14 protein-coding genes, 1 tRNA gene and 1 riboswitch are annotated in these 15,526 nt (G+C 68.4%); of the genes, 9 read left to right on the plus strand and 6 right to left on the minus strand.

Features of this window, described 5'->3' with window-relative positions; genetic code table 11:
• Positions 1-133 precede the first annotated feature (133 nt).
• Positions 134-218 (plus strand) — tRNA-Leu (locus Q8L83_RS08405).
• 35 nt (positions 219-253) lie between these two features.
• Here the strand turns inward: Q8L83_RS08405 and Q8L83_RS08410 are convergent.
• On the minus strand, positions 254-1,687 hold the full coding sequence (locus tag Q8L83_RS08410) for a DASS family sodium-coupled anion symporter (RefSeq protein WP_305285955.1): 1,434 nt from the start codon (positions 1,685-1,687) through the stop codon (positions 254-256).
• A gap of 206 nt (positions 1,688-1,893) precedes the next feature.
• Here Q8L83_RS08410 and Q8L83_RS08415 point away from each other — a divergent pair, with 206 nt between their 5' ends.
• The 5 genes from Q8L83_RS08415 (at position 1,894) to Q8L83_RS08435 (ending at position 5,898) form a co-directional block, all read left to right on the plus strand.
• On the plus strand, positions 1,894-2,862 hold the full coding sequence (locus tag Q8L83_RS08415; RefSeq protein ID WP_305285956.1) for a hypothetical protein: 969 nt from the start codon (positions 1,894-1,896) through the stop codon (positions 2,860-2,862).
• 93 nt (positions 2,863-2,955) lie between these two features.
• Positions 2,956-3,867, plus strand: coding sequence for a DMT family transporter (locus tag Q8L83_RS08420; RefSeq protein ID WP_305286182.1), 912 nt, complete (start codon positions 2,956-2,958; stop codon positions 3,865-3,867).
• A 135-nt stretch (positions 3,868-4,002) separates the two neighbouring features.
• Positions 4,003-4,572: a tetratricopeptide repeat protein gene (locus Q8L83_RS08425; protein WP_305285958.1), complete on the plus strand. Its 570-nt coding sequence runs from the start codon at positions 4,003-4,005 to the stop codon at positions 4,570-4,572.
• 58 nt (positions 4,573-4,630) lie between these two features.
• Positions 4,631-4,993, plus strand: a complete 363-nt coding sequence (locus Q8L83_RS08430; RefSeq protein ID WP_305285960.1) for a hypothetical protein — start codon at positions 4,631-4,633, stop codon at positions 4,991-4,993.
• Between the two features lie 56 nt (positions 4,994-5,049).
• On the plus strand, positions 5,050-5,898 hold the full coding sequence (locus Q8L83_RS08435; protein WP_305285962.1) for a neutral zinc metallopeptidase: 849 nt from the start codon (positions 5,050-5,052) through the stop codon (positions 5,896-5,898).
• Positions 5,899-5,907: 9 nt separating this feature from the next.
• Here Q8L83_RS08435 and Q8L83_RS08440 read toward each other — a convergent pair whose 3' ends face one another.
• The 4 genes from Q8L83_RS08440 to Q8L83_RS08455 form a co-directional block, all read right to left on the minus strand.
• Entirely contained in the window at positions 5,908-6,597 is a 690-nt protein-coding gene (locus tag Q8L83_RS08440; protein WP_305285963.1) for an aspartate/glutamate racemase family protein, read from the minus strand.
• Positions 6,594-7,598, minus strand: coding sequence for a D-cysteine desulfhydrase (locus Q8L83_RS08445; protein ID WP_305285965.1), 1,005 nt, complete (start codon positions 7,596-7,598; stop codon positions 6,594-6,596). Before Q8L83_RS08445 ends, Q8L83_RS08440 begins: the two co-directional genes overlap by 4 nt.
• Positions 7,599-7,688: 90 nt before the next feature.
• Positions 7,689-8,084 (minus strand): MAPEG family protein, encoded by a 396-nt coding sequence (locus tag Q8L83_RS08450; RefSeq protein ID WP_305285967.1) that lies wholly within the window; start codon positions 8,082-8,084, stop codon positions 7,689-7,691.
• A gap of 115 nt (positions 8,085-8,199) precedes the next feature.
• Entirely contained in the window at positions 8,200-10,611 is a 2,412-nt protein-coding gene (locus Q8L83_RS08455; RefSeq protein WP_305285969.1) for a TonB-dependent receptor, read from the minus strand.
• A 138-nt stretch (positions 10,612-10,749) separates the two neighbouring features.
• On the opposite strand from Q8L83_RS08455, the gene Q8L83_RS08460 reads away from it, so the two are divergent.
• Entirely contained in the window at positions 10,750-12,354 is a 1,605-nt protein-coding gene (locus Q8L83_RS08460) for a tetratricopeptide repeat-containing sulfotransferase family protein (protein WP_305285971.1), read from the plus strand.
• Here Q8L83_RS08460 and Q8L83_RS08465 read toward each other — a convergent pair.
• Positions 12,342-12,788, minus strand: a complete 447-nt coding sequence (locus tag Q8L83_RS08465; protein ID WP_305285973.1) for a DUF6491 family protein — start codon at positions 12,786-12,788, stop codon at positions 12,342-12,344. The two genes, Q8L83_RS08460 and Q8L83_RS08465, sit on opposite strands and share 13 nt — an antisense overlap.
• Positions 12,789-12,914: 126 nt before the next feature.
• A riboswitch (TPP riboswitch) is annotated at positions 12,915-13,022 on the plus strand.
• Here Q8L83_RS08465 and Q8L83_RS08470 point away from each other — a divergent pair.
• Positions 13,018-13,425 carry a hypothetical protein gene (locus Q8L83_RS08470; RefSeq protein WP_305285975.1) on the plus strand — a complete coding sequence of 136 codons (408 nt, stop codon included), beginning with the start codon at positions 13,018-13,020 and terminating at the stop codon, positions 13,423-13,425. (Overlaps the previous riboswitch by 5 nt.)
• 33 nt (positions 13,426-13,458) lie before the next feature.
• The gene (thiC, locus tag Q8L83_RS08475; RefSeq protein ID WP_305285977.1) at positions 13,459-15,294 is read left to right on the plus strand and encodes a phosphomethylpyrimidine synthase ThiC; all 1,836 of its coding nucleotides are present in this window, start codon (positions 13,459-13,461) and stop codon (positions 15,292-15,294) included.
• Positions 15,295-15,526: the final 232 nt, after the last annotated feature.

Genomic DNA, 15,526 nt, shown 5'->3' on the forward strand with positions numbered 1-15,526 from the left:
ACGTCTGCGAACGATTATCAGTTACGGATCACCCGCCGGCGATGCAAGCCCCGTGACCACGGCGGGGCGATTCACCGCGCTCGGCGCCCGCATTGACGCGCCGCCCGCGGCCGCTAGATTGCGCGCTCCGCGGGCCCCTGTGGTGGAATTGGTAGACGCGCCGCACTCAAAATGCGGTACCGCAAGGTGTGTCGGTTCGAGTCCGACCGGGGGCACCAGGCTCTGATCTCTGAGTCGTAAGTGCGTCCGCAGGCTAGCGCCCCGCCGCAAAGATCAGCGGCACGGCGATCAGGGCGATGGCCGAGATGGCGACCACGCCGATCAGGTTCAGCCACAGGCCCGCCCGGCTCATCTGAGCGATGCTGATCAGGCCGCCCCCGTAGACGATCGCGTTTGGGGGCGTGGCCACCGGCAGCATGAAGGCGCAGGACGCGGCCAGCGCCAGGGGAATGGCGAACAGCAGCGGGTCGACGCCGACCGCCAGGGCCAGCGCCCCGCCGATCGGCAGAAAGGTGGCGGCCGAGGCCGTGTTGCTGGTCAGTTCGGTCAGGAAGATCATCGCCAGGGTGACCATCACCACCAGGGCCGCCACGGGCCAGCCGCCCAGCACCGCCAGAAGTTCCCCCAGCCAGGCGGCCAGGCCGCTGCCCGAAATGGCGTCGGCCAGGCTCAGGCCTCCGCCGAACAGGGTCAGCACTCCCCAGGGCAAACGCTTGAGTTCGGCGTCGGTGACCAGGCGTTCGCTGCGGAAGCCGGCGGCGGGCGTAAAGGCGAGGGCGACGGCTGCGGCGATGGCGATCCCGGTGTCGGTCAGCCAGGGGGCGTAGGGCGCCAGCAGGGGCCGAAAGATCCAGGCGCCGGCGGCCAGGACGAAAATGATCGAAACCCGCTTTTCGGGCCCGGTCATCTGGCCGAGCCGGATCCGTTCCTGATGAAACAGGACGCCGGCTTCGGGCAGGACCAGTTTCACCGGGTTGAGGGTGGTCAGCACGATCCAGGCCGCGCCCAGCAGGATCAGCGCTACGGGCACGCCGACGATCATCCACTGTCCGAAGCCGATCTCCACCCCGTGTTCGCGCGCCATATAGCCAGCGAGCAGGGCGTTGGGCGGGGTGCCGATCAGGGTGGCCACTCCGCCGATGCTGGCGCCATAGGCCACCGCCAGCAGCAGGGCGACGCCGAGATTGCGATAGGAGACCGGGTCTTCTCGCCCGCCATGATCTTCCGCCAGGGCCAGGACCGCCATGGCCACCGGCATCATCAGGACGGCGGCGGCGGAATTGCTGACCCACATGGAGACCAGGGCTGCGGCCCCCAACATGCCGGCCACCAGGCGGCGGGGCGTGGCCCCGGCGGCGGCGGCGCAACCGAGACCCACCCGCTTGTGCAGGCCGCACCGCTCCATCGCCGCCCCGAGGACGAAACCGCCCAGGAACAGGAAGATCACCGGATCGGCGTAGGGGGCGGCGGCCTCGCGGATGTCGCTTACGCCCAGGGCCGGAAACAGAACGATGGGCAGGAGGGCGGTCGCCACCAGGGGCGCGGCCTCGGTGATCCAGAGGATGGCCATCAGGACAGTGACCGCCGCCACGGGGCGCACCGCAGGTCCAGGGCCGAAATCTGGCGCCATCAGAATCGCGCCGAAGGCGCAGAGCCCCAGGATCAGCCCCGCCGCACGTCGGCGCATCTGGCCCGCCGCGTCATCGTTCGCCCCAAGATCCACCCTGCGCCCCCCGGTCTGGCCGCGCTCGCGGCGGCCTCAGAATGGCTGCTAATATGAGCTATGCCGCACCTGTGACGCCAGGGGGCGTGGCTCAGGGCCGACCAGCGAACGCCGCCGTGCTAGGATGGGGCCGTGGCCGATGTCATTCTGATACGGCCTTACGAGGCGATATGGACGAAACGCGCGGCACGAGCGGGACGGCGGCAGGCGACACCGGGCGTCCGGACGTGTCTCGCCTGATCGCCCAGTGCGCCATCCCCCACTTCGTCCGGGGCGTGGCCACTCTGGAGCACTTCGGTGGCGGCGATCCCCTGACCGGGGTCCTGGCCCTGTCCATCATCGAAGCCAATGTCCGGCATATTGTCCGCGATCCGGTGCTGGCCCTCCGCTACGCCGGCGTCGACAACCCCCCGCCCGACGACATCCGTCGCCCGATCAGTGTTCGCGCCCTCGCCGCCTCGTTCAGCATCACCTATGACGCCGCGCGGCGGCGGGTCGCCGACCTTGAGGCGCGCGGCCTGTGCGTCCGGACCACCCGCGGCGTCTATATTCCCGCCGTCGCCCTCGAGACCGAGATCAACCGCTTGGCGCTTGCGCGCAGTCTGAAGACGGTCGAGGACCTCGCCGCCGACATCCGCGCCGCTGCGCCGGATTTCGACCTGACCGGCGGAGCCAAGCCCATTCCAGGCTTCGCCCCGGCGACCTCGGCCGAGCGGCTGGCGGCGCGCTTCATCGCCGAATACGTGCTGCGGTTCGCCGAACGCCTGACCCGCACCACCGGCGACTTCGGCCGGGGCATGATCCTGATCGCCATCCTGGACGCCAATTACCAGCCGCTGCGCGAGGACCTGGAAACGGCGCGTCGCTATGCGTCCAGCCGCAACCCGCCGCCTGATGACCTGCTGGCCCCGATCAGCGTCCTCGCCCTGTCGAACCAGTTGAAGCAGCCCTTCGAGACCACAAGACGCAATGTGAACGTCCTGATCCGCACCAAGCGTTGCGTGCGGACGCCCAAGGGGATCATCGTTCCCGCCCAGGCCTTTCAGACGTCCCTGGCGCGCGAGATGCTCACTGGAAATGTGGGCGACATCCAGCGGGTGTTCGGGGCCATGGCGCGCCTGGGCGTGACCTTCGACTGACCATTCGGCGGTTGCTGGCGACCGTGTGGTCTCTGCGCAATCGGCGCGATTGACGAGGCGGTCGCCAGGGGCCATGGGCTGCCCATCGTGACCATGGCTTCCCCCCCGCAACCCGCCCCCGAACGCCCGGCGTCCAAGATCGGCCTGGGCGTCTTGCTGCGTGTGGCGGCCATGGCCTGCCTGGCGGGCCTGTTTGGTCTGGTGAAGGTGGCGTCCGAGCGCGGCGTGCCCATCTTTGAGACGCTGTTTTTCCGCAACGCCTTCGCCTTCATTCCCATCGCCATCTACATCCTGCGCACCAGCGGGTTCGGCGTGCTGCGCACCAGCCGGCCCGGCGCCCATGCGGCCCGCGCCATGGTCGGACTGACCGGCATGATCGGCGGCTTCATGGCCGTGTCGCACCTGCCCCTGACCGAAGCGACCGCGCTGTCGTTCTCCGCGCCCCTGTTCATGACCGCGCTCTCGGTTCCGCTGCTCAAGGAGGCCGTGGGGCCACATCGATGGGCGGCCGTGGCCGTGGGCTTTGTCGGCGTGCTGATCATGATCCGGCCAGACCCCGCCAATATGGCCAATATCGGGGTGATCTTCGCCCTGATCGGCGCCCTGGGCTCGGCGGGCGCCATGATCACCATCCGACAGATCAGCATGACCGAGCCTGGCCCGCGGATTGTCTTCTACTTCACCCTGGCCGGCGCCGTGGCGGGACTGGCCAGCCTGCCCTTTGGCTGGATCATGCCCGATCGGCAGACCTTCGCCCTGCTGGTCGTCATGGGCCTGCTGGGCGGGGTCGGCCAGCTTCTGCTGACCGAGGCGATCCGGGTGGCGCCCGTCACTGTGGTGGCCCCCTTCGACTATACGCAGCTGATCTGGGCCAGCCTGTTCGCCTTCATCGTCTGGGACGAGCTGCCCCGGCCGCTCACCCTGGTGGGGGCCGGCGTCGTCGCCGCCAGCGGGATCTATATCCTGTATCGCGAGACGATCCGCCGTCGCGAACCTCGGGCCTAGATCTTCCGGAAGTTGATTTCACACGAGAAGTTGCGCGTCCGCGGCTCGCGCCACATTGACGGAACGTGGATACGGGAAGACCCTGCCTCCTTCGTCGACGCTGGGTCGGCGACTCTCTTTCAAGGAGGTCCCGCCATGCGCCGTGGACTTTCAATTCTGGCCGCGACCACCGCCTTTGCCCTGTTTGCTGGCCCGGGGCTGGCGGCCGTCACGATCATCGGCGGCGGGATGGCTGAGGCCTGCTCCCGCGCCGCCGTCAAGGGTGAGTCCGACGCGAGGTACGAGGAATTCTGCGACATCGCCCTGGAGACCGAATTCCTCAACGCCCGCGACCGGGCCGGCACCTATGTGAACCGCGGCGTCATGCGCCTGCGGCGGACCGACTATGTGGACGCCGTGAAGGACTTCGACATGGCGGTGAAGATGAAGCCTGACCTGGGCGAAGGCTATGTGAACCGGGGCGCGGCCTTTATCGGCCAGGCGCGCTACGCCGACAGCATTGTCGAGATCAACCGAGGCCTGGAGTTGGGCGTCGAAGAGCCGGCCAAGGCCTACTACAACCGCGCCCTGGCCTATGAGGGCCTGGAAGACGCCAAGTCGGCCTATTTCGACTACCAGAAGGCGGTGGAGCTTGCGCCGGCCTGGACGGCGCCTGCCGAGCAGTTGGCCCGTTTCACCGTCACCACCCGCGCCCAGGCGAACTAGGCGGAGCCGTCGGCGCGATCGCGCGTTGAGGATTCAGACCTTCAACGGAGCTCTCGCCATGCGCATGGCCACGTTCGCCTCCGCCTTCGCGCTCGCCGGCATGGCATCGGCCGCGCCGGCTGGCGCCCAGAACGCCTATCATGACCATCAGCTTGGCGTTCTTCAGGCTCAGCAGCAGATGGACCGCCAGCGCGCGGGGGCTCTGGAGAACGAGTTCAACGCCCTGAGCGCCCAGGTCCAGACAGACCAGGCGCTCGACAGCCTGCGCGCCCAGCGCCAGGCGCCGGCTGTTCCGGCGATCCTGCCTCGGCCGGCGGAGGAGGTCGCCAAACAACCCGCCCTGGATCTGCCCACCACCCCGGACGCCCGGCTGGAGGCGTCCAATGCGCGGGTGAAGGCGATCCTGGACGGTTCCAAGTAGGCGCGCGTCCGCGATCAGGTCATGGTCGCGCTTGAAGACAATTCGGAGACGATCACATGCGTTGGCGGGGCGGACGGCGTTCTGGAAATATCAGCGATCGCCGGGGCATGGGACCGGTGGCCGGCGGGCTGGGGGTTGGCGGCGTCGTTCTCGCGCTGATCGGCTATTTTGTCTTCGGGATCGATCCCAACACCACGCTTAGCGTCGTGAATGGCGCGGGGGCGCCAGCCGCGAAGAGTTCTGGCGTACGCGGCGCGCCCGATGATGAAGCTGGCCAGTTCGTCGATGTCATCGAAACCTCCACCGCCGAGGTCTGGACCGAGGTCTTCGCCCAGGCGGGCCAGACCTATGAGCCGCCGGCCGCCGTGGTCCTCTACGAACAGGCCACAAACACCCGGTGCGGGACCGGGCAGGCGGCCATGGGGCCCTTCTATTGCCCGGCCGACCGCATGGTCTATCTCGACCTGTCCTTCTGGGATGATCTGGAGAACCGCTTCGGCGCCGAGGGTGAAGCCGCCCGGGCCTATGTGATCGCCCACGAGATCGCCCACCATGTCCAGAACCTGACCGGCCAGATGGACAAGGCCCAGCGCCTGGGGTCGCAAGGCGCCGAAAGCGGGGCGGTGCGCCTGGAACTGCAGGCCGACTGCTATGCCGGCGTGTGGGCGGCCCGGGCCGAGCGCGCCTCGGGCGGTGCGGTGGCGCTGGGGCCCGACGATATCGCCCAGGGGCTGGCCGCGGCCTCGGCCATCGGCGACGACACCCTGCAGAAGCAGAGCCGGGGCAAGGTCGTGCCCGACGCCTTCACCCATGGCTCCAGCGCCCAGCGCATGGCCTGGTTCAGGACCGGCGCCGAAACCGGCGACCCCAACGCCTGCGATACCTTCAGCGCCGCCCGGCTGTAGGCGGTCGCCTCAGATCGGCGGCGGCGGCTCCAACTCGAGACAGATGTCGACGCAGCGGCGGGCCAAAAGGTCGCCGGCGTCGAGAAACGGCACCTGGACGTCGTCGGGTGAGAGCACCAGGGGCGCCTCTGTGCAGCCGGCGATCAGGGTTTCGGCGCCCTCGGCCACCAGTTCGCCCGCCATGCCGGCCATCTCGGCCCGGATGCGGGCCGAGAGGTCCCCGCCCTTGATGCGATAGAGCAGGGCCATGAAAGCCTCCTGCCGCTCGCCACCCAGGGTCACCAGGCCCAGGCCGCGGGCGGCCAGATATTCGCGATAGAGCTTCAGCGCCCCCTTGGTGCCCAGCACGCCCACGCGGTGCGCGCCGGTGTCGGCGGCGGCCTTGGCTGCGCCGCCGATCATGTCGATCAGCGGCAGGCCGCTGGCGCGGGCGATCAGGTCGGCATGGGCGTGGGCGGTGTTGCAGGGCATGGCCAGCACCTCGGCCCCGCCGCCGGCCAGGCCGCCGGCCATCTCGGCCAGAACCGGTCCTGCGCCCGCGCCGGGCACATTGCGGTCGGGCACCTGAGGGTTCAGGTCCATCAGGACGCGGATATGATCCTGATCCCGTTCGGCCGGGGTGTAGGCCTGCAGCTTGGCCAGAAAGTCCAGGGTGGCGGCCGGTCCCATGCCGCCGAGCACGCCGAGGATCAGGCTCATGCCAGCTTGCCTTCCAGTTCGCTCTGGTAGCCGAACAGGCCCTGGGCGCCGCCGGTGTGCAGGAAGACCACGGTCTCGCCCTTGAAGGCGCCCTGGGCGCAGAGGTCGATCAGCCCCTTCATGGCCTTGCCGCTATAGACGGGGTCGAGGATCAGGGCCTCGGTGCGGGCGGCCAGCTTCAGGGCGTCGATCACCGCCTGGTCGATCAGGCCATAGCCCGCGCCCACATAGTCGCAATTGGCCGCCACCATCTCACGGGTCACACGGCCCTCCTGGCCCAGCAGGACGCAGGTTTCCTGGGCCAGCTTGAACACATTGGCCTCCTGCATCGCCTGGGGCGCACGCACGCCGATCCCCAGGACCGGAATGTCGGCGCCGATCACCGCCAGGCCCGCCACGAGACCCGCCTGAGTGCCGGCGCTGCCGGTGGCGGTGACGATGCGGTCGATCTTCAGGCCCATGGCGTCGGCCTGAACCACCAGCTCCCGGGCGCAGTCGGCGTAGCCCAGCGCGCCCACGGCGTTGGAGCCGCCGCCGGGGATGACGTAGGGCCGGCCGCCGCGGTCGCGCACGGCCTGGGCGGTTTCCTCCAGGGCGGCGTTCATGTCGCTGCCGCCGGGCACAGTGCGGATCTGAGCGCCCAGCAGGCGGTCGAGCAGGACGTTGCCCGAGCCGTTGTAGTCGGCGGCCTCGGAGCCCGTGCGGGCCTCCAGGATGATCTCGCAGGCCATGCCCATCCGCGCCGCCGCCGCGGCGGTCTGGCGGACGTGGTTGGACTGGATGGCGCCCTGGGTGACCAGGGTGTCGGCGCCGCGGGCGCGGGCCTCGCCGACCAGGAACTCCAGCTTGCGGGTCTTGTTGCCGCCACCGGCCAGGCCCGTGGCGTCGTCGCGCTTGATGAAAAGGCTCAGGCCCCCCAGCGCCTCGCCCAGGCGGGGCGCGCCCTCCAGCGGGGTGGGCAGGTGGGCGAAGCGGGCGCGGGGGAAACGGGCCAAGTGCATGATCGGGCTCCTCGATGAACTGGCGCCTGCCCTAGCACGGGCCTCCCCGTCCGTCTGCGCCCCGCCGGGTCAAACCGGCCGGAGCGCGGGTCAGGGGATCAGGATCGGCGCGGCCACCAGCCCGAGCCCGACGATGCTGACCAGCCAGGCCAGGGAGCGAAGGCCACGGACCCCGAAGGCGTAGAGCGGCACATAGGCGACCCGCGCCCAGAAATAGCCCTGCGCCCCGATGGCGGTCAGCTCCGAGGCCCGCCCGGTGACATGGACGATCAGCACCGCGCCGATGAACAGGGGCAGGGTCTCGAACAGATTGGCCTGGGCCCGCTGAAGCCGGTTGGCGCGGGGATTGAGGGGCGGCATCTCCTCGTCCCGGGCGCCGGTGTTCCACTTCAGCCCGTACTGCGAGGTGCGGGCCATGTCGAAGAGCAGGATCTGGACAAAGGCCAGGACCAGTGTCCAGGCCAGCATGACGAGTTCGATGGTCAAGTGACGTCCCCCAGGCTTGCGGGCCGCAGGCTGCGGCCTTTCGCCCAGGGGACGCTCATGTGCAGGGCGCCGTCAACAACGACCCAGCGTCAGCCTTGACCGCCTTTCAGCATGGTTAGCCGCCGAACTTGCGGGTGAAGCGCACCCCGATGGCCCGGGGCGGCAGGACATAGGTGTAGTAGCTGCGCACATAGACCGGGTCGCCGTCCCCGTCGAAGACCGGCTGGTTGTACTGGCTGGTGGCCCGGGCGCCGGTTTCGGCGAACTCGTTGAACAGGTTCTTCACATAGAGGGTGGCGGTCCAGGCGTCGGTGCTGAGCGACACCGCGGCGTTGTGCACCTGATAGCCCTCCAGGGTCAGGCTTTCGGCCCGGCCGCCGGTCCGGGTCAGGACGTCGCCAAGGGCCGTGACGCCATAATTGACGCCGAAGTTCATGCCATTGGCCAGCGGCCGCTCATAGTCGATGAACAGGCTGCCCTGGTGCTCCGGCGAGCCCGGCAGGCGATCGCCCGGCATGCCGTCTTCATAGGTGATGGTGCTCTGGAAGCCCGGCGGATTGAAGCGCGGCACCAGGTTCGGCGTCACCTCGGTGAGCTCGGAGGTGTTGTAGGAATAGCTCCCGCGAACGGTCAGATCGCCGGTGACCTGGCCGATGAAATTGATCTCGACGCCCTTGGACTCGGCCGCCGAGCCGTTCTTGGTGATCGGGATCAGACCGTTCTCGGTGGCCGAGGAGACCTGGGGGTCGCTCCATTCGATGAAATAGGCCGAGCCGTTGAGGGTCAGGCGGTTGTCGAACAGCTGGGTCTTCAGGCCGACCTCGTAGTTCAGGGTCTTGTCGGGCTGATAGGCGAGCTCGTTGGGCAGGGCGCAGCTGATCTGGTTGGTGGGCAGCGGATCAGGGCAGGGACCGACGCCGTTGGAATTGCCGATCCGATACCCTTCGCTGACCGTCAGGTAGCCGAGAATGTCGTCGGTGAACTGGTAGGAGGTGTTGAACTTGTAGAGCCAGCCGTCGTCCTCCTGGCCGCCGGGCTCGAAGGCGAGGTTGATCTCGTCGGGGCCGGCGCCGAAGAACACGCTGTTGAGCAGCGGGAAATCGACGGCCTGGAAGGTCTCAAGCTCGTAGGAATAGCGACGCGCTCCGACCGTCACCTGCCAGGCCGGCGTGATCTCGTAGGAGACCTCGCCATAGATGGCCTGCTCTTTCAGGTCGTTGAGGTTGACGTTGTAGTATTCCAGCGCATCCGGCCGATTGCCACCCAGCCACTCGGCATAGCCCGGCGTGAACTCCTTGCTCGAGGAATTGGAGTCGAGTTCGTAGTAAAAGCCGCCAAGGATCCAGCTGAATGGGCCCTCGTGGTCCGAGACCAGCCGCACCTCCTGGCTCAGGACCTGCTGGCCCGCCTCTTCCTGGGTATAGGCGGTGAAGGTCGGGAAGGCTTCGTAGCTGTATTCCAGGCTGATCAGCAGGTCGGTCTGGTCGCGCTGGCCCCGTTCAGTATAGCGCGACTTGCCGGTGGACGAGGTCAGCTGAGCGAAGCCCAGGTCGGCGGTGACCTCCAGGGCCAGCAGCTCGTTCCAGCGCTCGTTGGGCTCCAGCACGCGGCCGGCGGCTTCGTAGTCTCCCGTCGCGAGCGTGCTGCGGCGATGGCTGACCTGGCGGGCGCCGACGTCCTTGTCCTGGAAGTGATAGGTCAGGGTGCCGTCCAGCCAGTCGGTCGGGGCCCAACGTGCCGCCAGACGCCCCGAGGTGACGTCTTCGTAGTTCGCGTCCTTCTCGTGTTTCAGGTTCTGCGCCACGGCGCTGGGGTCGCTGAAATCCGGATCGGGATCGGAGATGCCCGGCCGCTGAACCAGGAAATTGTAGTCGACGAAGCCGCTGTCCTGCAGCCGGTCAAAGGAGGCCCGCAGGGCGAAGGTGTCGCTGAGCGGCGCATTGAAGGTGACGCCGAAATCGCCCGAGAGCGAGGCGGCCTCGCTGTACTGATAGGCGTCGGCGCGGACCTCCATCATCGGAGCGGTGAAGTCCGGCCTGTTGGGGATGTAGCGGATGGCGCCCCCCAGGGTGCCGGCGCCATAGAGCGTGCCCTGCGGGCCCAGCAGGATTTCCACCCGCTCGAGGTCGTTGGTCCTCAGGTCTACATAGAGCGGAATTTCCCCCACATAGGTGGCGACCGTGCCGCCGCCTGCGGTGACGCCCTCATCCGAGCCCAGGGGGTCGGCGTTCAGGCCGCGCACGATGATGCGGTTGTCCGAGCGCGAGCCCTGGTCGACGATGTGGATCCCGGGCACCCATTTGGCGACGTCGGAAAGGTCGGTCAGGCCCTGCTTCTGCATCTCCACCGCGCCGACGGCGGCGATGTTGATGGGGGCGTCCTGGACGGTGGAGTTCCGCCGGGTGGCGGTGATGATCAGCTCTTCGACCTCGACTTGAGCGGAGGCGATGGTGGGGGTGGCGACAGTGACGGCGAGCACGCTGATCGATGTCAGCAGAGCGGCTCGCGGAGAAAGGTTGAGACGCATGATTGTTCCCCTCGGCTTTGCTGATAGGCAGGCTGGGGACGCCCGCGACGGGGCCTCAAGCGTGTTGTTGCGCCGCAGAACGCAATTATTCAGTATGACGAAAATATGAGCGCGTATGCATTGGTTTGACGGCGCCCCATGAGCCAACCGCCCCCCTCGGCCAATGCCGAACGGCTTTCCAGAGCCGAGCGCCTGATGGCCGAAAAGGCCTATGAGCCCGCCCACGCCCTGTGCATGGAGGCGCTCTCAATCGACCCCGCCGCGGCTGGCGCCTGGTTCCTGCTGGGGGTGCTGGCGGCCGACCACGACAATCCCGGCAAGGCCGCCGAGCTGTTCGCACGTGCAGCGTCGCTCGACCTCGACGACCCCCGGGCGCCGGCCCAACTGGCCCGTTGCCTGATCGCCCTCAATTGCCGGGACGAGGCCCTGACCCAGGCCCAGGTCGCCACCGGACGCGGCCCGGCCGACGCCCTGACCCTCGACACCCTGGGCGTCGTCTACAGCCGGGCGGGCCTGCATGAGCGCGCCGTCGGCTTCTTTGAGCGGGCCTTCGCCCGCGAGCCCCGGAACGCCAGCTTCGCCTACAATCTGGCGGCCTCACGCCAGTTTTCCGGCGACTTCGACGGCGCTGAGGCGGCCTACGCCCAGGCGCTCGCCATCGATCCCAGTCTGCACCGGGCCTGGTCGTCGCGGGTGCAGCTGCGCCGCCAGACGCCTGAGGCCAACTTCATCTCCGAGCTGGAGGCCCAGTTCGCCGCCGCGGGCCAGGACGCCGATCGGCGACTGCACCTGGGGCACGCCCTGGCCAAGACCCATGAGGACCTGGGCGCGCCGGAGACCGCGCTGGCCTGGTTGATCAAGGCCAAGGCCGCCAAGCGTCGGCAGATCGGCTACGACCCCCGCGCCGACGCCGACCTCTTCGCCGCGGCCAGGGCGACCTTCGCGCCCGGCGATGTCGCCGCCGGCGATCCGTCGGACCGGCCGATCTTCGTGGTCGGCCTGCCCCGCACCGGCACAACCCTGGTCGACCGCATCCTGTCGAGCCACGCCGAAGTGACCTCGGCCGGGGAGCTGACCAATTTCGGCCTGGTCCTCAAGCGCATGACCGGCTCGCCCGGCGCCTTCGTGCTGGACGAGACGACCCTCGAGGCGGCCGGTGAGATCGACCTGCGCAAGGCCGGCGCGGCCTATCTGCAGAGCGTGGCGCCGCTGGTGGCCGATGGGGCCCGGTTCATCGACAAGATGCCGCTGAACTTCGTCTATGCCGGCTTGATCCATCGGGCCCTGCCCAATGCGCGGATCATCTGCCTGCGGCGTCATCCGATGGACGCCTGCCTGTCGAACTACCGGCAGCTCTTCGCCACCGGCTTTTCCTATTACGACTACGCCTACGACCTGGCCGACACCGGGACCTACTATGTCGGCTTCGATCGGCTGGTGGCCCACTGGCGCGCCGTCCTGCCCGCCGATTGCTTCACCGAACTCGTCTATGAGGACCTCGTCGCCGATCAGGAGGGCGAGACGCGGCGCATCCTCGACTTCTGCGGCCTTGATTTCGACCCACGCTGCCTGGCGTTCCACGAGAACGCCGCCCCGGTGGCGACGGCGAGCTCGGTGCAGGTGCGCAGCCCGATCTATTCCAGCTCGATCGGCCGCTGGCGCAGATATGGGCCGGGCCTGGCGCCCCTGCGCTCAGCCCTGGAGGCGGCTGGAATAGAGGTCGCCGACGATCAGGGGCGCTGATCGTTCGGCAGGGCGGCGACCTCGGCCACGGTCAGCTTGCGCACCTCGTTGATCAGGCAGGGCGTCGCGCCGATCGGCGAGGCGACCTTCACGTCCAGATCCATACGATTGCAGACGATGTCGGAACCGCCGGAGGGGATCAGCACCAGCGGGTCGGAGCTGACCGTGCTCAGGCAGGCGTTGCGCATGTCCATGCGGAAGACGTCCTGCGGCCCGACGCTGGTGCGGAACAGGACCGTGCTGCGGTCGACGATCTTCTGGCCCCGAATGCCGCTGACCCGGAAGCAGGCGCGTTCCGTCGCGGGCGTCGTGGCCGACGCCATGACGCCAGATCCCGTGGCCGCCTGTTGACCCGGCGTGTTGGCCGCGCAGCCGGCCAGGGCAAGGGCGGCCAGGGCGCCAACCGGCGCTGCGATGTTCAGTTTCATGGTCATGATGACTCCTTGCACCCACAACCCCCGCGGCCGTTCCGATGTTCCATACCGGTTTTGCGAGCCATTGCGGCCAAAGCGGGGCCGTGGCTCGCCCCTTGGCGCGACGCGAGGTCGCGACTAGACTTCGGTCTGTCCTCGGGGGGCCGCGCTTGAGCGGCTGAGAGGCGGGTGAGCCCGCGACCCGTAGAACCTGATCCGGGTCATGCCGGCGAAGGGAAGGGAGAGCGCCATGGCGCGGGTACTGGATTCGACACGACTGACCGCCCGGATTCTCGGGCCGTTCCTGGCCGTGGCCGGCGCGGCCTCGGTGCTGCGCCGTGACGATCTGCTGGCGCTGATGGGGGGTTTCCAGGGCGATCCGGCCCTGACCTTCGTCACCGGCATGCTGCTGGTGCTGGCGGGCCTGGCCCTGATGGCGGTTCATCAACGCTGGCGCACGCCCGCCGAGATCGCGCTCAGCCTCACCATCTGGCTCCTGACCCTGCGCGGGGTTTTTCTGATCTTCGCCCCCAGCGTCATCTTCGACCTGGCCGACAACGTCATCGCTTCGACGCCGCTGGTGGTGGCCGGAGGCCTCGCCGCCGTGGGCGTCGGGGTCTGGCTGACCCTGGTGGGATACCGCCAGGCCCCCGCCTGAACCTGACTTCCGACATCCTCACAGAGACGGTCCATGAACAAGCCCCTGACCCCCAGCCTCGAAGCCGACGCCATCCCCACCGGGGAGCGGCCGGGTTCCAAGAAGGTCTATGAAGCTGGGCGGCTCTGGCCCGACATCCGGGTGCCGTTCCGCGAGGTGGCGGTGCATGAGAGCGCCGGCGAGCCGCCGGTGACCCTCTATGACCCGTCGGGTCCCTATACCGATCCCGCCGCCAGCATCGACATCGACAAAGGCCTGCCGCGCACCCGCGAGCCCTGGGTGGTCTCCCGCGGCGATGTCGAGATCGTCGCCGAGCCGCGCAACGTCAAGCCAGAGGACAACGGCTTCGCCCGCGGCGCCCATCTCGCGCCGGAGTTCAGCCAGCCCCGCCGGATCTACCGCGCCCGGCCCGGCGCCAGCGTCACCCAGATGGACTATGCCCGCCGCGGCATCGTCACGCCGGAGATGGAATATGTGGCTATCCGCGAGAACCTGCGCCGCAAGGAGGGCGAGGCCTTCATCCGGGACGGCGAGGACTTCGGCGCCTCGATCCCGGACCTGGTGACCCCGGAATTCGTCCGCGACGAGGTGGCCCGCGGCCGGGCCATCATCCCGGCCAATATCAACCATACCGAGCTGGAGCCGATGGCCATCGGCCGCAACTTCCTGGTCAAGATCAACGCCAATATCGGCAACTCCGCGGTGCTCTCCACCGTCGCCGACGAGGTGGACAAGATGGTGTGGGCCATCCGCTGGGGCGCCGACACGGTCATGGACCTGTCCACCGGCCGCAACATCCACAACATCCGCGACTGGATCATCCGCAACAGCCCCGTGCCCATCGGCACCGTCCCCATCTACCAGGCCCTGGAGAAGGTGAACGGCGTCGCCGAGGACCTGAACTGGGAGGTGTTCCGCGACACCCTGATCGAGCAGGCCGAGCAGGGGGTGGACTACTTCACCATCCATGCCGGCGTGCGCCTGCCCTATGTGCCGCTCACCGCCAATCGGGTGACCGGCATCGTCTCCCGTGGCGGCTCGATCATGGCCAAGTGGTGCCTGGCCCACCACCGCGAGAGCTTCCTCTACGAGCACTTTGAAGACATCTGCGAGATCATGCGGGCCTATGACATCAGCTTCAGCCTGGGCGACGGTCTGCGCCCCGGCTCCATCGCCGACGCCAATGATGCGGCCCAGTTCGCCGAGCTGGAGACCCTGGGCGAGCTGACCCAGGTGGCCTGGAAGTACGGCGTCCAGACCATGATCGAGGGGCCGGGCCACGTGCCCATGCACAAGATCAAGGCCAATATGGACAAGCAGCTGGCCGTCTGCGGCGAGGCGCCCTTCTATACCCTCGGCCCGCTGACCACCGACGTGGCGCCGGGCTATGACCACATCACCAGCGCCATCGGGGCGGCCATGATCGGCTGGTTCGGCACCGCCATGCTCTGCTACGTCACGCCCAAGGAGCATCTGGGCCTGCCCGACCGCAAGGACGTGAAGGACGGGGTGATCACCTACAAGATCGCCGCCCACGCCGCCGACCTGGCCAAGGGCCACCCCTCGGCCCGGGCCTGGGACGACGCCCTGTCGCGGGCGCGGTTCGAATTCCGCTGGGAGGACCAGTTCAACCTGGGCCTCGATCCGGAGACGGCGCGCCTCTATCACGACGAGACCATGCCCAAGGAGGCGCACAAGACGGCGCACTTCTGCTCCATGTGCGGCCCGAAATTCTGCTCGATGAAGATCAGCCAGGACATCCGCGAGGCCGCCCGCGGCCAGAATGCAGTGGCTGACCAGGGCATGGCCGAGATGAGCGAGAAGTTCCGCGCCACCGGCGGCGAGGTCTATGTGCCCACCAAGGGGTGAGGCGGATCAGCCCCAACCTTCATCCTGGGCCTTGTGCCCAGGATTCCTCGCGACGCGCGCGCCCGCCTCGACGAGGGATGCTCGCCACAAGGGCGAGCATGACGGCGGTGGTGAAGGACGCGGTGAGTCTCCTCTCCTCACCGTCATGGTCGGGCTTGACCCGGCCATCCATGCGCCCTGCGCCGCGCACGGTGATCTTGTCGCTCAGCCGCCATTGACGACGCCGCCGCAA

The sequence above is a fragment of the Phenylobacterium sp. genome (assembly GCF_030680185.1).
Lineage (GTDB): Bacteria > Pseudomonadota > Alphaproteobacteria > Caulobacterales > Caulobacteraceae > Phenylobacterium.